The organism is Nocardia brasiliensis ATCC 700358 (assembly GCF_000250675.2).
Lineage (GTDB): Bacteria > Actinomycetota > Actinomycetes > Mycobacteriales > Mycobacteriaceae > Nocardia > Nocardia brasiliensis_B.
The window spans coordinates 9,169,981-9,186,299 of record NC_018681.1 but is presented as its reverse complement, the minus strand read 5'-3'; the positions used below and the strand labels follow the sequence as shown (position 1 = coordinate 9,186,299).

Here is a 16,319-nt window from a genome sequence, read left to right as displayed (position 1 = left end):
TCAGTTCATCCAGTCGGGCTTGACGGGCAGGCCGTTGGCCGCCCGGTACTCGCAAATCGCTTTGAGGTTGTCCATTTCCAGCTGATGGCCCGCGGAGAACATCTCCCAGAAGTCACCGACCCACACCGGCCGCCTCGGCGGCGCGGTCTCGGGGTAGGGGTTCTCGTCGTAGAAGGGGTGTTTGCAATTGACCCACAGCACCACCGATCCCGGCTTGTCGAACACCGTCTGGGCATCTATCACGCGCAGCAGGTAGATCATCCACAGATGCCGGGACTGATCCCAGGCGCAGTGGTAGTCCACGGTCATCGCCGCGGGATGCGCCACGGTGCGCGTGAAGATCTGGGTCTCGTCGCCGAGCCGGTCGTAGGCCAGCCAGAGGCCGGGCTCGTCGGTCTCGGCGAAGCCGCGCAGGCTGTAGGTCCACTCCTCCAAAGACCTGGTGTCCGCGAGGTATTCGTAGACCTCGCGCGGCGGTGCGGCGATATACGCCTGCACCGGGCAGTATTCGCCGAAGATCTGGTCGTGCGGATAGACCGACCGCAGCATGTCCATGATGATCGGGGTGGTCGCGTCCTTGTCGGAGTTCTCGATGCGCAGCACACCCGGGACGACCTCCGCCGGGATATCGCTGAGCGCGGGCAGCGCGCCGGGCGGCCGGACGCCGCTGCTGCGGGAATCGCTACGCGATGCGGTCATTTCTACTCCTGGAGTGTTCGATGGTCGTCAGGAACGGGAGGAACGGCGGGACCTCGTCGGGATCGACGTCGATCGAAAGGAACGACGGCCCAGGTGTTTCCAGGCAGGCGCGCAGTGCTGCGGGAAGTTCGCCGGGCGCGCGCACCGACACGGCGGGCAGCGCCGGGAACATCGCGCCGACGCCGTCGCCGAGTTGCGCGGGCCGGAACCTGTTGTAGCTGTATCGATCCCGGTAGTACAGCTGCTCCCGGGTCACGCACATGGCGTGCGCGTTGTTGTTGAGCACGATGAAGGTGATCGGCAGCGCGTGCTCGACCGCGGTGTGTATCTCCATGCCGTGCATGAAGAACGCGCCGTCACCCGCGATCACCACGGTGCGCCGGCCACCGTCGCGCCGGGCGAACGCGGAACCGATCGCGGCGCCGAACGCGTAGCCCATGCCGCCCATGCCGAGCGCCACGGCGAACCGGCCACCGCGCGGCACCCGCAGCTGATGCACCACCGCCGCGCCGGTATTGCCCGCGTCCGCGAAGACGTCGGTGCCCGCGGGCAGTGCCGCCTCGATGGTTTCGACGAGTTCGCGATAGCGCAGCCCGGGCCCGGTCGCGGCGGGCACATGCAGCGGTGTGAGCGCGGTGGCCGTGTGTGACTCGGAAAGAATTGCGGTGGTGGCGAATTCGCCGGCCAGCTCGGCCAGGGTGCGGGCCAGATCGGTGCTCGTCGCGTGGATCGCGGACAGATGCGGGGGGACGACGCCGAGGCTCGCCACGGTGCAGCCGGCCAGCGCGTCGTCCAGTCCGGTGCGTGCCGTGATCGGCATGGGGGTGCCGATGATCAGGCACAACGCCGAGGTCCGCAGTGCGGCGGCGAGTTCGGGATGACCCATGCTGCCCGCGACCCCGCAGAAACCTGGGTCGGTGTTGTCGAAGGCGTCCTTGGCATCGGGTGCGACCCCGACGGCGGCGTCCAGCACCGCGGCCAGGCGGGCCAGTGCGTCGCGGGCATCGTCGCGGGCCACCTGATCACCGGCGATGAGCACGATCTTGCCGGTCCGGCGGGCCGCTCTCAGGGCGGTGACCACGCGCGTGAGCCCCGCTCGGTCCCGCCGATATGTCTTGGCGGGCAACCGGAACGGAGGCGCCTGACCGAGGTCGGCCTGCTGCACGTCTTTGGGCAGCAACAGCACCGCCGGGCCGCCGCGGCGGGCCGCGCCGACCGCCCTCGCCACCTGCTCGGGGAGGTCGGCGGCCGCCTCGACGCGGGCGCAGTACCGGGTGATCGCGCCGAACACGCGGGCGGCATCGATGGTGCCCGCCCGTCCGCTGGTGTCCTGGAAGGCGCCGTGGCCTGCCGACGCGGTCGGCGGCTGACCCACCAGCGCGAGCACCGGAACCCGGGAAGCGAACGATTCGGCCAGGCCCGCAACAAGATTCATGGCCCCGCCGCCGGAGGTGGCGGCTACGACGCCGAATCCGCCGGTGGAGCGGGCATAGCCGTCGGCCATGGTCGCCGCGCCGAATTCATGTTTGGCGACCACCGCGGTGAGGTCGTGCGCGGTGTCGAAGACGGCGTCGTACAGGTCCTCGATGTTCGCGCCGTCCACGCCGAAGATGTGCCGTACGCCCAGGCCGGCGACCACTTGGACCAGATAGTCCACGACCCGCGTCTGCATCGGCACTCCTCCCCGCGTGGCCGTGTGCCGGGCTCCGCGAGATCACTTCCTGCGTACAGAGGTGATACGGGTGAGCCCGGCAGCCGGTTCAACGGTGAACCAGTGCGTGCAGGGGATCAGAGCGAGATGGGGTCGCTGTACACCGCGTCGCTGGCCTGACCCGCACCGGTGATCAGCGTGAACTTCACGAAGGTGCGGATGGTGACCGGGCCGAGGGCGCCGGTGACGGTGAGGTGGGTGTTGGACAGATCCGCGTAGGCGAACGGCTGGGTCAGCGTGAATTTGGCCAGCGACACCTCGGTGATGCCGCCGTGCCCGACCTGGAAGGACAGCTGCTGCGACGGGAGAATGGTGGCCTGGGCGCCCAGTTCGGCGCCGAGTTTGGCGCCGAGCGGGAACTCGATCTGCGCGCCGGGGGTCGGCGCGATGTTGATCTGCGGGGTCACCCCGGCCGAGAGTTCGGGGCGGACCGCACCGGAGACCGAGACCGAGGGTGAGTTCAAGGTGACGGTGATGCCGTTCGGTGCGAACGACATCGGATAGCCGACCTCGTAACCCACCTCCATCACGGCGCTGGCGACGTGCGCGTCGGGCGGTCCGTCGATCTGCCCGATGCCGATGCCCGACAGGAACGCCTCGCGGCTGAACGGGCTGCCGTCCAGCGGCGGGATGACCCGCGCGTTGGTGTTCGCCTCGGTGGTCATCATGGCGAAGCCGTCGAGCGTGGGTTTCACCTCTTGGTGGCCGATGCGGATGTTCAGCGTCGCCGGGTCGACGAACTGGGCCGACGCGGGCGCCGCGGTGTTCAGCAGCAACGTCGAGACGAGGAGGCCGACCGCGAGCGCCACCGGCGCCGGTAGCTTCCGCAGGTTCTTCAGAGAGATCACCACAGCACCTTTTTCGCTTCTCCGGGCGGCATCGGGTGCTCACCCAGCATCCTGCCGGTCGAGTCCCTGAGCTCAGGCAGCGTCGGCTGAGTACATCTCAGTGAATGTTCAGCAACTTACAAGAAGTTGTTTCGCAATGGAAGTATCAGCGGAGAGTCTTCTTCGCCACTTGCGTGTACGTATACATCTACGTATAGTCGTGTCATGCCCAACAAGACGATCTACGTTGCCGATGACGATCTGGCGCTGTTCCAGCGAGCGCAGGAGCTGGTTGGCGGCAATCTCTCCGGAGCGGTGACCACGGCGCTGCGCCGTTTCATCGAGCTGGAAGAGGGTCGCCAGGAGGGGTTCGAGGAGATTATCGCCCGGGTCGGCCACAACGGGGTCCGGCAGGTCCGCTTCTCCGGTGCGCTGCTCATCGAATCGAACGAGTACACCGACGAGCGGCAGGAACACATCCGCGTCTATCGCAGTCGCAAAGGCAAGTACGTGCTGCACGCGCACTACAACGACTGGTCCGAATTTCCCCAATCCACCAATTGGGTCAAGGATTTGACGAACTGGCGGCGCATGCTCGGTGTCGGCGACCAGGACTGGGGTGAGTACGTCCTGGAGGTCGTCGACACGATCGAGGAGTTGAAAGACAAACTGCCCCCGAAGCTTTACGAACGGGCGGTCGATCTCGCGAAACGCCCCCAGATCGAAGACCTCGACATCTAGTCCGATTCCCGTTCCGCACAACTGAACAGCAGCTGACCGGCCCCCAAGCCGCCCCGGGACACCGGGAGCGGTGTCGATCAGTCATGCATGCATGCGCATTCAACAATGAAAATCATCGAAAGGACCGTCATGGTCAACGGCCATCGCGCACCCGCCATTTCGGCGCTGGGCCTGCGCAAAGCATTCGGCGAGCAGGTGGTGCTCGACGGGATCGACATCGTCGTCCCCGAGGGCACGATCTACTCGCTGCTCGGTCCGAACGGTGCGGGTAAGACGACCACCGTGCAGATCCTCAGCACGCTCATCCACGCCGACGGCGGCGACCTGCGGGTCGGCGGCTACGACGTGGCAGCCGAGCGGGCGTCGGTGCGCGAAACCATCGGCGTCACCGGTCAATTCGCGGCGGTCGACGAATTGCTCACCGGCCGGGAGAACCTGCTGCTGATGGGCGATCTGCACCATCTGCCGCGGCGGGACACCAAGCGGCTGGCGGCCGACCTGCTGGAACGGTTCGACCTGGTGGCGGCCGCGGACAAGCCCGCGTCCACCTACTCCGGCGGCATGACCCGGCGCCTGGACCTGGCGATGACGCTGGTCGGCGATCCGCGCATCATCTTCCTGGACGAACCGACCACCGGCCTCGATCCGCGCAGCCGGCGGGTGATCTGGGAGCTGATCCGCGGCCTGGTCGACGACTACAACGTGACGGTCTTCCTCACCACGCAGTACCTCGAGGAAGCCGACCAGCTGGCCGATCGCATCGCCGTGCTCGACCACGGCCGGATCGTCGCCGAAGGCACCGCGGCGGAACTGAAGCGGATGGTGCCCGGCGGACACATCCGGTTGCAGTTCGCGGTGCGCGAGGACCTGTTCGCCGCCTCGGCCGCGCTGGGCGTGGCCGCCAGGATCGCCGCCGACGACGAGGACGAGGATCTGACACTCGCCGTGCCGAGCGACGGCAGCGTGAAATCGCTGCGCGCCGTGCTCGATCGGCTCGACTACGAGCAGATCCAGGTCGAGGGCCTGGCCGTGCACACGCCCAACCTCGACGATGTCTTCCTCACCCTCACCGGTCAGCCCACCTCCGAAAAGGAAACCGTCGCATGACTACCATGTCCTTCGCCCTGGCCGACTCGGCAACGATGTTGCGGCGCAACCTGACTCATGCGAAGCGCTATCCGAGCATGAGCATCGGCGTCATCATGATGCCGACGCTGTTCCTGCTGATCTTCAAGTTCGTCTTCGGCGGGGCGCTCGAAAAGTCCTCCGGCGGTAACTATGTCGACTATCTCGCACCCGGCATGCTGCTGATGGTGCCCGCCTACATCACGGCGTCGGTGGCGGTGTCCATCGCGAACGACGCGGCCAAGGGGATCGTCAACCGCTTCCGGACCATGGGCATCACCCAGTCGTCGATGCTGACCGGTCACGTGCTGGGCGCGCTGCTGCAGGCCCTGCTCGGTATCGCGGTCATGTGCGTGGTCGCGCTGCTGATCGGCTGGCGACCCGATGCCAACCCGGTGGAATGGGTCGCGGCGCTCGGCCTGCTCACGTTCATGATCTTCGGGCTGAACTGGCTCGCCGTGGCACTCGGGCTGCTCTCGCCGAATGCCGAGGGCGCGAGCAACATCGTGTTCCCGATCATCATGCTGCCGTTCCTCGGCAGCGGCCTGGTCTCGCCCGACACCATGCCCGCCGGTCTGCGCCAGTTCGCCGAGTACCAGCCGTTCACGCCGATCACCGAGACCGTCCGCGGTCTGCTGATGGGCAGCGAGATCGGCAACAACGGGATCATCTCGATCGGGTGGTGCCTGGTGCTCACCGTCGGCGGATTCTTCTGGGCCAACGCGATTTTCCGGCGCAAGACCGCCTGATCCACCGTCGCCGGCCCTGGCCGGCGCCGGAACCGAAATCCCCCGCCAGGAATGGGGCCCGGCGGGGGATTTCGCTGTCGAGTCAGGACTCAGACCACGCCGCGCAGGATGGTCTGATCCGTCTTCAGCGACCGGATCTCCACGCTCTGGATGCGCTCCGGGGCCACCTCCGTGGTCCTGGTCAAGGTCAGGGCGTCGCCCGGTCCGGCCGTCCAGCCGGCCAGTTCGGCGGTGCTGCCGTCCTTCAGCGTCATCCACATCTCGAAGTTCCAGCTGTAGTCCGGACCGCCCGCGGCATAGCTGCACGACATCTCGACGGTCGTCTTCCCTTCGCTCGCGAGCAGCTTGAAGCTCGCCTGCACCGGCGTCGGCACCAGCGGATCCATCTGCCGCTGTGCGAAAACCGCTGCGGCAGCGGGCGAATCGTGTGCGGTGACGGTGCTGACCACGGGTACGGCGATGGCCACCGCCGCGGCCGCGGCCGCCACCGCGGCTCCGATCGAGACCCACCGGCTGCGCCGCCTGCGCCGCTCGGCCGCCTCGGCGAGCCGCGGCAGCAACTGCGGTACCGGCGGACTCGTCTCGAACGTATCCGGCTCTGCCGCAAGGGTTTCGGGCGGTTCGATCAGCGCGAGCGCGGTGTCCTGGTCGACCATGGCGAGCATGCCCGGCAGGCCGGCCAGTTCCGCCACGGCGGCCTGGCAGGCCGCGCAGCCCGCGAGATGCGCCTCGTATTCCTGACGTTCGGTGCGAGTCAGGGAGCCGAGCACGTACGGGGCGTCCCACGTGGTGTAGTCGTCGGCAAGGTCCGTCATTGGTTCGTCACCCCCATCTCCTGTAATGCCAGTCGTAGCGCCCGCATGCCGTAGTGCATCCGGGATTTCACCGTGCCCGGTGGAATGTCGAGTTCCTCGGCGATCTGGTGGGTGGACAGACCCCGATAGTAGGCCCGCACGATCACCTCGCGATGGTCGGAACTCAGCTTGCCCAGCGCGTCCGCGACCAGCCATTTGTCCAGGGCGCGGTCGGCCTGGTCCGGCGCGGCCTGCTCGGGCGGGCTGTCGGTGCGGTACTCGCGCCGGTTGCGGGCGCTGCGGTGTTCATCCACGGCGAGATTGCGTGCCACCGTGAACAGCCACGCGCGCGCCGATGTCGTGGCCTGATCCAACACGTTCGGGCGTTGCCACGCCCGCAGCAAGGTCTCCTGCACGATGTCCTCGGCCCGGCCCGGGTCGCGGACCAAACCGAGTGTGTACCGCCACAGAGCAGACGCGTGTTCGTCGTAAAGGACCCGCAGCAACTCGCCCTGGTCGTCCGGCATTGCTCACCTCCCGCACATCCCACGAATCAGCAGGGGCGAACGGTTCAATACCGACCGACATCTCAATTGCGTTCGAGTTCGATCGGGTGGGTGGCGAGCAGGGAAAGGGGGAGAGGCTGGCGGCGCAGCACGTGCGCCCACAGGTCCGCGCGGCCGGTGCTGATCGGATCGGAGGGCAACGCGGACAACACGATCCAGTCGTCGTTTTCCAATTCGCCTTCCAGCTGCCCGAAAGTCCAGCCCGCATAACCTGCGAAAATGCGGATGCCTTCGACCAGCCGGCCGATTTCTTCCGGGTCGGCGTCCAGATCCACGAGCACCACCCGTCCGTCGATCCGGCGCAGGCCGGGCACGCCGTCGATGCTCGCGCCGACCCGGACGGTGCCCAGGCACAGCGCCGCGTCGCGTTTGACCGGACCGCCGATGAACAGGGTGCGCGGCGCCGCGGTCAGCTCGGTCCAGCGGGGCAACACGTCGTGCACGGCGGTATCGCTCGGCCGGTTCAGCACCACGCCGAGGCTGCCTGCCTCGTTGTGCTCGATGATGTAGACCACGGTGCGCCGGAAGGTCGGTTCAGCCAGTTCTGTCGCCGACACCAGCAGGGTGCCGGCGCGCACCACCTGCTCGCCGTGCCGGAAATCGCGCCGCTTGCGGTCGCCGTGCCCGCCGCGAGTTTTCCGATCATCCGGGTCGTCTGCGCGTGCCACTCGGACATCATCGCAGTTGTTTCGGCGATTTGCTCCTTCTGCGGTGGAGTTCGCGGTAACGGATTTCGGCTCGGGGGCTCGAACTCGGCACCGCGCGGCGTCGTAGAGTCCGTGTCATGGAACCGCCCGAGGTGCGCCTCGAGAACAGCGACACCGTGTACGACTTCTATCTCGACCACCGCCAGAATCGGCTGAAAGCCTGGGGTGCGTACGCCATTCTCGCCCGCCGCTATTACCCGCGCGTGGCCTATGCCGAGGGTGCCCGCGAGGGCTTGCGCACGGCGATAAAACAACGGCGACCGCTGTTGATCTCGATCAACCATCTTTCCGAGAACGATCCGTACACCGTCGCGGCCGCGGCGTGGCGCAGTGCCCTGCGACCGGTGATCGGCCGGGTGCGGGTGCTGGCCAAGGACGAACTCTTCGAAGAGCCCGAGCAGCGGCGCAAGATCGACATGATGGGCGGGATCCCGGTGTTCCGCGGCAAGGACCACGGCATCCGCGCGGTGAACGCGGCCGGTCAGCGCATGATGGACATCTGCGCCCAGCGGATGGCCCGCGGTGACGGCGTCGCGGTGTTCCCCGAGGGCACCTGCAACGAGGTCGATCCCAGCCAGGTGCAGTCGGTCGGCAGCGGCATCGGGCATATCGCGTTCCGTGCGATGAAACTCGGGGCCGAGCCGGTGCTGGTGTCGATGGGGCTGAGCTACGGCAAGCGCGACGATCCGGCGGTGCAGCCGACGAAGGAGCAGGCCAAATCGGCGAGCTTCTATTTCGGCGTGCCGATCACCGAACTGCCGGCCAAGCCGGGCGAGATCGCGCGACTGGTCCGCACCGACCTGCAGCGGGCGCTCGACGGGGCGGTCGCCGCCTACTGAGGCAGGTTCAGGCTGTCGCGCGCCCAGTGCGGCACCATCACCAGATATTCCGGCCTGGTCTGGATGAAGTGGTGCACCATCGGACACATCGGCAGTGCGCCGAGCTTGTCCGCCGCGGTGCTGTTCAGTGCCGCTTCGAGCAGGTCACGGCCGTAGCCCTGGCCTTCGTAGCTGGGGTAGATCTCGGTGTGCACGAACGCGCGTTCGGACTGGGTGTCCTGGTATTCGGCATATCCGGCGATCGCACCGTCGACATGGATCTCGAAACGTTCCAATGCGGTGTTGAGACGGACCTCGGTCGACATGGCTCGACGCTACTCCCGTGCGACGTCATCCGCGTATTCCAGAGCGTATCTCGCGCTATGCCGGGCGCCGCCGCGGCCCGCGCGCTGACCGGCGAAAACCGGTGTTCGACTTGTCTGTTGCTCCCCACCTGCGCAGAATGCTCTTGATCGGGGTCGCGCGCGTGCGCGCGGCGGCGGCCCGGGGAGGTACGAAACATGATGAAGGTACGGCTGTTCTCGCGGGCGGCGGCTGCCATGGGCGCCGTGTGCCTGCTCGGTCTATCGATCGTGCCCGGCTCGGCCGTCGCCGCGCCCGGGGTCGGCTTCGGCGCCTGCCCGGACGGTGCGGTGGTCGCAGGGCACGGCGTGCGGTGCGCCGTTGTCGAGGTGCCGATGAACTACGCCGATCCGGACGGGCCGCGGATCGAACTGACCGTCAGCCGGATCGCGGCGAGCGGGGAACGCCGCGGCGTACTGTTCGCCAACCCCGGCGGGCCGGGCGCGGACGGACTGGACTTCTGGGGGCTGCGCACCGAGGTGGTGCCCGCCGAGCTGGCCGCCCATTACGACCGGGTCGCGGTGCAGCCGCGCGGTTTGCGCTGGGCCACACCGCTGATGTGCGCGGGTGCGGTGAAAGCCGAAGAGGGCGCCCAGGTATCGCTCGGCGGCGGCAATCGCGACGAGATCAAGCAGGCCTGCGAAGCGTCCCGGCCCGGTTACCTGGACACCATCACCACCGAGAACACCGCGCGTGATCTCGATGCCGTGCGGGCCGCGCTCGGGCTGGCGCGGATCAGTTATCTCGGCACCTCCTACGGCACCTACCTCGGAGCGGTGTACGCCTCGCTGTTCCCGGACCGGGTCGAGCGAATGGTGTTGGACTCCAACGTCAATCCCGACTGGGTGTGGACCGAGGAGTTCGCCCAGCAGCAGGTGGCCGGCAAGCAGCGACTCGACGACCTGTTCGCCTGGATCGCCGAGCACAACACCGAATACCACCTGGGCGACACCGCTTTACAGGTCTATCAGCACTGGGTGCGGCTCGCGGTCGACCAGGGCGGCGGTTGGTACGCCAACCTGACCCCGCCGCCCGCCAGCCTCGCCGACCTGCCCGGCGCGCTGCCCGAGCCGCTCGCCGAGATCGCGCGCGACGGCTACAGCGGCAGCGTCGAGCAGGCGGGCAAACTGCAGAATCTGGTGCGCACCTTGATCTCCGGCGGCGTCTCGGCCCAGGGGCCGCTGCTCGGCGCCACTTCCGTCGCCAGCTACACCCGCACGTTCTGGCCCGCGTTCGCGCGCGCCATGTCCGAGGCCGCCGCCGATCCGGCGAACGTGCAGCGCCTGCGCACCATCGCGGGCGCGACCTCCACCGACCCCACCGGCCGGTTCGTCTTCGCCGCGATCACCTGCAACGAGAACGCGATTCCCGGGCGGGTGGACGTCATCGGTTCGGCCATCGCCACGATAGTCTCCGGCGGCAATGCGATGGACGCGCGGGCCGATCTGGTGCGTTCCGGAATGAGTTGCGGCACTTGGAAACCCGTCGCCACCCCGGTGCGGATCAGTGGCGCCGGCCTGGCCACACCGCCGCTGGTGTTGCAGAGCCGGCACGACGCGCTCACCAAATACGAAGGGGGACCGGCGATGGCGCACGCGCTGAACGGTTCGCTCGTCACGGTGGCGGGCGGCGATCACGGCAACTTCGCCCGCGGGAACCCCGCCGTCGACGACGCCGTCATGACCTACCTGCGCACCGGTCAGGTCACCATCACCGAAGCGGCCGAGGCCCCGATACCGGGCCGTTGACGGACACTGTTTCTTCCTCCTGAAAGTGTCCGGCACCCCTCGGTTATTCTTGGCCCCCGAAACTCGGGGGCAGCCGATTCGATGGCGGCAAATGTAACGTTTCCGCGCGCGGCCCCGACGAACAGCACAATGCAAACCGGAGGAGTTTTCATGAGAAGTGCAATTGCCACCGCCGCTCGGGTCGCGGCCGCGGGCATTTCGGGGCTGGCGTTCGTCGGCGTGGTCGGTGTGGCCGGAGCGGGCACCGCCCAGGCGGCCCCGCAGGACTGCGTCGTCGAGAAGGGCCTGTTCGACGCGTCGGCGGTATGCCAGGCCGACGGTGGTTCGAACTATGTCCTGCACCTGGACTGCGTCGGCCTCTACGCCGGGCCCGCTTTCCCGATCTACAACATCGGGCCGTACAAGGTGCTGAGCTATCCGTTCACGCCGTCGGGTCAGCGTACGACCGCCGCGTGCACGGGAATGGGCCCCGGCGTTTTCGCCTTCGCCACCAATGCGTATGTGGAGATCTATAACGGGTGAATCCCGTCGCGTAGCCCGTCTCGGGCCTGGATCCGGCCGCCACCGGACCATTCCGGGACGGGCTTTTCGTGCGTCTGGTGGAGTGGACAGTAATCGTTGCGTCGCGTTGTCCGGCCCGGCGTCGCGGCTCACACTCCACCTATGATGACGTGGACTCCGCTGCATGGGCACCCGTACGAACCAATTCCCTACCACCCGAACCGGATTCCGGTCGAGCAGGCGCTCGCCGCATCCGCCGTGCTGCGCGCCAGGATGGACGAGCGCCGCACGGTGCGGATGTTCTCCCCCGATCCGGTTCCCGAGCAACTCGTGCTCGACGCCATCGCGGTGGCGAACACCGCGCCCTCGGGCGCGCATCAACAACCGTGGACCTTTGTCCTGGTGGAAGATCCCGAGGTGCGCGCCCGCATCCGGGAGGCCGCCGAAGCCGAGGAGCGCATCTCCTACGGCGGCCGCCTCGGCGAGGAATGGCTCTCCGCCCTGCGTCCGCTCGGCACCGACGAGCACAAGCCGCATTTGACCGATGCCCCTTACCTTTTGGTGGTTTTCCAGCAGCGCTACGGCCTGCGCGCGGACGGCACCACCTACAAGCACTACTACGGCGACGAATCGGTCGGCATCGCCGTGGGCATGCTGCTCACCGCCCTGCATCTGGCCGGTCTGGCCGCCCTCACGCACACGCCGAGCCCGATGAAATTCCTCGGCGAGGTCCTGGCCCGGCCCCGCAACGAGAAGGCTTTCGCCGTCATCCCCATCGGCTACCCTGCCGACGATTCGGTCGTCCCCAATCTGACCCGCAAGTCGCTGGACCAGGTGCTGGTCCGCATCTGACTCGACGACACAGCCCGCGTTCCCCCGATGGAGGGAGGCCGAATTCCGACTCGCGGGCGACGTGAGCAGAGCCCGGTGCTCCGTACCGTTCGAAGGCCCCGGCAGGTATCCGCCCTGTCCGGCACTGCCTTTCGTCAGGAGGACCCGTGCTTTCCGCCCTCGTACCGGCCTTTCGGACTCCGGATCTGCGGCGGAAAATACTCTGCACGCTGGGGCTGCTCGTGCTGTACCGCCTCGGTGCGGCACTGCCCTCGCCGGGGGTCGACTTCCAGGCGGTGCGCACCTGCGTAGCGATCGCCTCCGGCGGCGACGCCGCGGGCATCTACCAGCTGATCAACCTCTTCTCCGGCGGGGCGATGCTGCACCTGTCGGTGTTCGCGATCGGCATCACGCCCTACATCACCGCGGGCATCATCACCCAGCTGCTGACCGTCGTGATCCCGCGCTTCGAGGAGCTGCGCAAAGAGGGCGCCACCGGTCAGGCGAAGATCACCCAGTACACCCGCTACCTGGCGATGGCGCTGGCGGTGCTGCAAGGGTCGACGCTGGTCGCGCTGGCCGCGCGGCGGCAGCTGCTGCGGGGGTGCCCGCACGACATCCTGGCCGACAACGGACTGTTCGGCATGGTCGTGCTCGTGCTGGTGCTGACCGCCGGGGCGGCGCTGGTCATGTGGTTCGGTGAGCTGATCACCGAACGCGGACTGGGCAACGGGATGTCGCTGCTGATCTTCGCCGGTATCGCGGCCCAGCTCCCGAGTCAGGGCACGGCGATCCTGGACAGCAAGGGCGCGTTCGTTTTCGCCGGCGTCTGCGTCGCGGTGCTGCTGGTGATCGTGGCCGTGGTCTTCGTCGAACAGGGCCAGCGCCGGATTCCGGTGCAGTACGCCAAGCGCGTGGTCGGCCGGAAGATGTACGGCGGCTCGTCGACGTATCTGCCGTTGAAGGTCAATCAGGCCGGCGTCATCCCGGTGATCTTCGCGTCGTCGCTGCTGTACCTGCCGAACTTGCTCACCCAGCTCACCCAGGGCAGCGCGGGACCGACCGCGACATGGCAAGAGCTGATCCAGCGGTACCTGGTCAACCCCGACAACCCGGTGTACGTCGCGAGCTACTTCGCGCTGATCGTGTTCTTCACCTACTTCTATGTCGCGATCACCTTCAACCCCCAGGAACGTGCCGACGAGATGCGCAAGTTCGGCGGGTTCATCCCGGGGTATCGCCCCGGCAAGCCGACTGCGGACTATCTGGCCTTCGTGCTCAGCCGGACCACGCTGCCCGGCGCCTGCTATCTCGGGGCGGTCGTGGTGCTGCCGAACGTACTGCTCGGCGTCGGTGCGGGCGGCGGGGTGTCGAGCCTGGCCTTCGGCGGCACCTCGGTGCTGATCATGGTGAGTGTGGGGCTCGACACCGTCAAACAGCTCGAGAGCCAGCTGATGAGCAGGAGCTACGCAGGATTCCTGCGCTGATCCGCGGCACGGAACATAAGGTCGGAACCATGACACACCCACTGCGTCGAGTGGCGTCATCGCTCGTGCTCGCTGTCACCGCGGCCACGCTGTCGGTGAGCGCCACGCACAGCGAGCCGGCCGCGGCCCGCTACGCCACCGAGGAGCAGCGGCCCCCCGCGATCGATCGGCTCGATGATCGCGGGCCGGATCGGATCGAAACCACCTCGGGCTCGGCGATTTCGGTGGTGCTCGCGGACAACCACGCGATCTTCCGGTCCGGCCTGCGCGCGGCGATCGGTACCCAGCCCGATATCGAATGCGTCGCCGAGGCCGACCACAGCGCCGCCGCGGTCCGTGAGATCGAGCGCCTGCGGCCCGACGTGGCGCTGCTCGACCTGGATCTGCCCGGTTTCGAGAGCCCGGCGGCCGTCGACGCGATCGCGGCGCTGGGCGGCAGCACCCGGATCCTCACCCTCACCGGTAGTGACTCCGACGAAAATCTCTACCGCGCACTCTGTCTCGGCGCGACGGGCTTTCTCGTCAAGACGCTGCCCGCCGACGGGCTGATCTCGGCCATCCGGATGGCCGCGCGCGGGGACGCCCTCATCGACCCGCACCTGACCCGCCGCCTCGTCACCCGGCTGACCAGCGGCATCGAGCCGTTCCCCAGTGCCCCGGAGGTCGAAACCCTCACCGCCCGTGAGCATCAGGTGCTGTTACTGATCGCCAAGGCCTACACGAATCCGGAGATCGCCGCGGTGCTCGGGGTCGGCGAGCAGACGGTCAAAACCCACGTGTCCAACGTGCTCGCGAAACTCGGTGTCCGGGATCGGGTGCACGCGGCGGTCTACGCGCACACCCGCCGGATCGTGCCGCTCCCGCACCAACCTTGGCTGGCCGACCCGATCCGGGCGTAGCGCCGCCGCATTCGGGGCGAGAGTTGTTGTCCGGGAGAGCTTTCAGCGCTGCACGTCGGGGACGAGCACGACTTTACCGGTGACGGTGCCGGATTCGGCGAGTTCCAGGGCGCGGGCCGCCTCGGTCAGCGGGAAGCGCGCGGCGACCTGCGCGCGCAGCGTGCCCTGGGCGGCGAGTTCGAAGACCGCGCCGAGGTCCTCGGTGATCCGGTTGCGGAACCGCGCGGCGTTACGCTTGCCCGCCCAGATGTTGTAGAAGTGCGCGTTGCGCTTGTTGGGCAACGCGTTCCACCAGAGCAGCCGGGCGAACAGGCGCAGCACCGGCAGCCGGGAATTGCCCTCGTCGTTCTTGGTCGCCGCGGTCCCGTAGGAGACCAGGGTGCCGCCGGGGGCGAGCAGCCGGAACGAGTCGACGATGCCCGGCCCGCCGACGTGGTCGAAGACCGCGTCCACGCCGTTCGGGGCCAGGGCCCGAACCTGTTGTGCCACATCGCCGCGGTAGTCGATCCAGGTCGCGCCGAGCGCCTGCACCGCCGCCGCGTTACGGGCCGACGCGGTGCCGATGACGGTGATTCCGGCGGCGCGAGCCAACTGGACCAGGGTCGAGCCGACGCCGCCGTTGGCCCCGTGCACCAGGATGGTCTGGCCCCGGCGCACCGCGGCGGTGCGGTGCAGCATCTGCCAAGCCGTGATCCCGTTCACCACAAAGGTTTCCGCTTCGGCCGGATCGAGCGCGCCGGGCACCCGCACGAGTTCCGCGGCTTCGAGCAGGACCATGCTGCTCCAGCCGCCGACCTTGGTCAGCGCGGCGACGCGACGGCCGAGCAGCGTGGGATCGACGCCGGCGCCGAGCTCGGCCACCGTGCCGACCAGGTCGTAGCCGGGCACGAAGGGGAAGGCGGGCTGGTCGTAGTACTTGCCGCGGCGCATCTGCTGCTCGGCGAAGGAAACCCCGGAGGCTTCCACCTGGACGAGCACCTGGCCCGGTCCGGGGGCGGGCAGTTCGCGCGTCGTGACCTGCAGGCCGTTCGGTTCGACACGGTCCGGCAGCACGATTTCGAGGGCGGTGGTGGTCATGGCATTCTCCTGGTGTGTGACTGGTCAATCACTATGAAGGTAAAAGAAGTGCCCCGGCGGGGGCGCGGTCGGACTAGTGGGTGTTCGGGTGCCGAATGCCCGCGGTCAGGAGGGCGGCCCAGGGGCCGTCGCCGGCGTCGAGGCCGAGGGTGGTGATCATGTGGCAGAGCTCGCCGTACGCGATGAAGTGCTGGACCTGGTCGTCCCCGGCGCCCGAGCGCTGCTTGGCGAACGTGGTGATCCGCTGGGTGCCGCGGCGCATCGCGTCGGCGACCTCCGGGATGTCGTTCGCCGAGCGGGCGTGCACCTGCAGCATCAGCAGCCGTTTGTCCGCGATGAGTTCGGCGTAGGCCCCGCCCATTTCGTGCAGGATCTGTTCCGGGCTCGCCCCGGCGGCGTGGGCCGCGCCCGCCGACATGGCCTGCTCGACCAGTTCGTAGCAACGGTCGAGCGCGGCCACGAACAGCGCGACCTTGCCGGGGAACAGCTTGAAGACGTATGCGGGCGAGATCTCCGCCCGTGCCGCCACGTTGTTGATCGGCGTGCCGTGGTAGCCGGTCTTGGCGAACTCGGTGATGGCCGCGTCCACGACGGCGTCGCGGCGGACCTCCGATGTGGAGAGAGTGGCACCTCGCTTGCTCATGTGAGTGACTGTACACTCACTCTTCGGAAAACG

18 protein-coding genes are annotated in these 16,319 nt (G+C 67.9%); 9 read left to right on the top strand and 9 right to left on the bottom strand.

Annotated features, from left to right (window positions below):
• The 3 genes from O3I_RS41145 to O3I_RS41135 form a co-directional block, all read right to left on the bottom strand.
• Positions 1 to 699 carry a hypothetical protein gene (locus tag O3I_RS41145; RefSeq protein WP_014989000.1) on the bottom strand — a complete coding sequence of 233 codons (699 nt, stop codon included), beginning with the start codon at positions 697 to 699 and terminating at the stop codon, positions 1 to 3.
• Positions 683 to 2,371: a thiamine pyrophosphate-binding protein gene (locus O3I_RS41140; protein WP_014988999.1), complete on the bottom strand. Its 1,689-nt coding sequence runs from the start codon at positions 2,369 to 2,371 to the stop codon at positions 683 to 685. Before O3I_RS41140 ends, O3I_RS41145 begins: the two co-directional genes overlap by 17 nt.
• A 116-nt stretch (positions 2,372 to 2,487) precedes the next feature.
• Positions 2,488 to 3,258, bottom strand: a complete 771-nt coding sequence (locus O3I_RS41135) for an MspA family porin (RefSeq protein ID WP_141691842.1) — start codon at positions 3,256 to 3,258, stop codon at positions 2,488 to 2,490.
• 204 nt (positions 3,259 to 3,462) lie between these two features.
• Between O3I_RS41135 and O3I_RS41130 the strand changes: the two genes are divergently transcribed.
• The 3 genes from O3I_RS41130 to O3I_RS41120 all read left to right on the top strand — a co-directional run bounded on the left by O3I_RS41130 (position 3,463) and on the right by O3I_RS41120 (position 5,852).
• On the top strand, positions 3,463 to 3,978 hold the full coding sequence (locus O3I_RS41130; RefSeq protein WP_014988997.1) for an EXLDI protein: 516 nt from the start codon (positions 3,463 to 3,465) through the stop codon (positions 3,976 to 3,978).
• Positions 3,979 to 4,107: 129 nt separating this feature from the next.
• Positions 4,108 to 5,085, top strand: a complete 978-nt coding sequence (locus tag O3I_RS41125) for a daunorubicin resistance protein DrrA family ABC transporter ATP-binding protein (protein ID WP_041564970.1) — start codon at positions 4,108 to 4,110, stop codon at positions 5,083 to 5,085.
• Positions 5,082 to 5,852 (top strand): ABC transporter permease, encoded by a 771-nt coding sequence (locus O3I_RS41120; protein ID WP_014988995.1) that lies wholly within the window; start codon positions 5,082 to 5,084, stop codon positions 5,850 to 5,852. The genes O3I_RS41125 and O3I_RS41120 overlap by 4 nt, the downstream gene beginning before the upstream one ends.
• Before the next feature lie 89 nt (positions 5,853 to 5,941).
• Here the strand turns inward: O3I_RS41120 and O3I_RS41115 are convergent, their stop codons facing one another.
• From O3I_RS41115 to O3I_RS41105, 3 genes are all read right to left on the bottom strand, one after another.
• A complete protein-coding gene (locus O3I_RS41115; RefSeq protein ID WP_014988994.1) occupies positions 5,942 to 6,667 on the bottom strand; it encodes an anti-sigma factor family protein in 726 nt (241 codons plus the stop codon).
• On the bottom strand, positions 6,664 to 7,173 hold the full coding sequence (locus tag O3I_RS41110) for a sigma-70 family RNA polymerase sigma factor (RefSeq protein WP_014988993.1): 510 nt from the start codon (positions 7,171 to 7,173) through the stop codon (positions 6,664 to 6,666). The genes O3I_RS41115 and O3I_RS41110 overlap by 4 nt, the downstream gene beginning before the upstream one ends.
• A 62-nt stretch (positions 7,174 to 7,235) precedes the next feature.
• The gene (locus O3I_RS41105) at positions 7,236 to 7,880 is read right to left on the bottom strand and encodes a YqgE/AlgH family protein (RefSeq protein ID WP_014988992.1); all 645 of its coding nucleotides are present in this window, start codon (positions 7,878 to 7,880) and stop codon (positions 7,236 to 7,238) included.
• Positions 7,881 to 7,996: 116 nt separating this feature from the next.
• On the opposite strand from O3I_RS41105, the gene O3I_RS41100 reads away from it, so the two are divergent.
• Positions 7,997 to 8,758: a lysophospholipid acyltransferase family protein gene (locus O3I_RS41100; RefSeq protein WP_014988991.1), complete on the top strand. Its 762-nt coding sequence runs from the start codon at positions 7,997 to 7,999 to the stop codon at positions 8,756 to 8,758.
• Here O3I_RS41100 and O3I_RS41095 read toward each other — a convergent pair.
• A complete protein-coding gene (locus tag O3I_RS41095) occupies positions 8,752 to 9,063 on the bottom strand; it encodes a GNAT family N-acetyltransferase (RefSeq protein WP_014988990.1) in 312 nt (103 codons plus the stop codon). The two genes, O3I_RS41100 and O3I_RS41095, sit on opposite strands and share 7 nt — an antisense overlap.
• Before the next feature lie 195 nt (positions 9,064 to 9,258).
• Between O3I_RS41095 and O3I_RS41090 the strand changes: the two genes are divergently transcribed.
• The 5 genes from O3I_RS41090 (at position 9,259) to O3I_RS41070 (ending at position 14,566) form a co-directional block, all read left to right on the top strand.
• Positions 9,259 to 10,848, top strand: a complete 1,590-nt coding sequence (locus O3I_RS41090) for an alpha/beta hydrolase (protein ID WP_014988989.1) — start codon at positions 9,259 to 9,261, stop codon at positions 10,846 to 10,848.
• A 150-nt stretch (positions 10,849 to 10,998) separates the two neighbouring features.
• On the top strand, positions 10,999 to 11,370 hold the full coding sequence (locus O3I_RS41085) for a hypothetical protein (protein WP_014988988.1): 372 nt from the start codon (positions 10,999 to 11,001) through the stop codon (positions 11,368 to 11,370).
• Positions 11,371 to 11,511: 141 nt separating this feature from the next.
• The gene (locus tag O3I_RS41080) at positions 11,512 to 12,201 is read left to right on the top strand and encodes a nitroreductase family protein (protein WP_014988987.1); all 690 of its coding nucleotides are present in this window, start codon (positions 11,512 to 11,514) and stop codon (positions 12,199 to 12,201) included.
• A 146-nt stretch (positions 12,202 to 12,347) separates the two neighbouring features.
• Positions 12,348 to 13,667 (top strand): preprotein translocase subunit SecY, encoded by a 1,320-nt coding sequence (gene secY / locus O3I_RS41075; RefSeq protein ID WP_014988986.1) that lies wholly within the window; start codon positions 12,348 to 12,350, stop codon positions 13,665 to 13,667.
• Positions 13,668 to 13,696: 29 nt separating this feature from the next.
• On the top strand, positions 13,697 to 14,566 hold the full coding sequence (locus tag O3I_RS41070) for a LuxR C-terminal-related transcriptional regulator (protein ID WP_081594255.1): 870 nt from the start codon (positions 13,697 to 13,699) through the stop codon (positions 14,564 to 14,566).
• 42 nt (positions 14,567 to 14,608) lie between these two features.
• On the opposite strand, the gene O3I_RS41065 is transcribed toward O3I_RS41070, so the two are convergent.
• Both O3I_RS41065 and O3I_RS41060 read right to left on the bottom strand, forming a co-directional pair.
• On the bottom strand, positions 14,609 to 15,643 hold the full coding sequence (locus O3I_RS41065) for a medium chain dehydrogenase/reductase family protein (RefSeq protein WP_014988984.1): 1,035 nt from the start codon (positions 15,641 to 15,643) through the stop codon (positions 14,609 to 14,611).
• 73 nt (positions 15,644 to 15,716) lie between these two features.
• Positions 15,717 to 16,286 carry a TetR/AcrR family transcriptional regulator gene (locus O3I_RS41060; RefSeq protein WP_014988983.1) on the bottom strand — a complete coding sequence of 190 codons (570 nt, stop codon included), beginning with the start codon at positions 16,284 to 16,286 and terminating at the stop codon, positions 15,717 to 15,719.
• Positions 16,287 to 16,319 lie beyond the last annotated feature (33 nt).

Bases quoted from the DNA above. Each gene is read 5' to 3' on its own strand.
- O3I_RS41145 (WP_014989000.1), bottom strand. From the start codon at position 699: ATGACCGCATCGCGTAGCGATTCCCGCAGCAGCGGCGTCCGGCCGCCC.
- O3I_RS41140 (WP_014988999.1), bottom strand. From the start codon at position 2,371: ATGCAGACGCGGGTCGTGGACTATCTGGTCCAAGTGGTCGCCGGCCTG.
- O3I_RS41130 (WP_014988997.1), top strand. From the start codon at position 3,463: ATGCCCAACAAGACGATCTACGTTGCCGATGACGATCTGGCGCTGTTC.
- O3I_RS41125 (WP_041564970.1), top strand. From the start codon at position 4,108: ATGGTCAACGGCCATCGCGCACCCGCCATTTCGGCGCTGGGCCTGCGC.
- O3I_RS41120 (WP_014988995.1), top strand. From the start codon at position 5,082: ATGACTACCATGTCCTTCGCCCTGGCCGACTCGGCAACGATGTTGCGG.
- O3I_RS41115 (WP_014988994.1), bottom strand. From the start codon at position 6,667: ATGACGGACCTTGCCGACGACTACACCACGTGGGACGCCCCGTACGTG.
- O3I_RS41110 (WP_014988993.1), bottom strand. From the start codon at position 7,173: ATGCCGGACGACCAGGGCGAGTTGCTGCGGGTCCTTTACGACGAACAC.
- O3I_RS41100 (WP_014988991.1), top strand. From the start codon at position 7,997: ATGGAACCGCCCGAGGTGCGCCTCGAGAACAGCGACACCGTGTACGAC.
- O3I_RS41095 (WP_014988990.1), bottom strand. From the start codon at position 9,063: ATGTCGACCGAGGTCCGTCTCAACACCGCATTGGAACGTTTCGAGATC.
- O3I_RS41090 (WP_014988989.1), top strand. From the start codon at position 9,259: ATGATGAAGGTACGGCTGTTCTCGCGGGCGGCGGCTGCCATGGGCGCC.
- O3I_RS41085 (WP_014988988.1), top strand. From the start codon at position 10,999: ATGAGAAGTGCAATTGCCACCGCCGCTCGGGTCGCGGCCGCGGGCATT.
- O3I_RS41080 (WP_014988987.1), top strand. From the start codon at position 11,512: ATGATGACGTGGACTCCGCTGCATGGGCACCCGTACGAACCAATTCCC.
- O3I_RS41070 (WP_081594255.1), top strand. From the start codon at position 13,697: ATGACACACCCACTGCGTCGAGTGGCGTCATCGCTCGTGCTCGCTGTC.
- O3I_RS41065 (WP_014988984.1), bottom strand. From the start codon at position 15,643: ATGACCACCACCGCCCTCGAAATCGTGCTGCCGGACCGTGTCGAACCG.
- O3I_RS41060 (WP_014988983.1), bottom strand. From the start codon at position 16,286: ATGAGCAAGCGAGGTGCCACTCTCTCCACATCGGAGGTCCGCCGCGAC.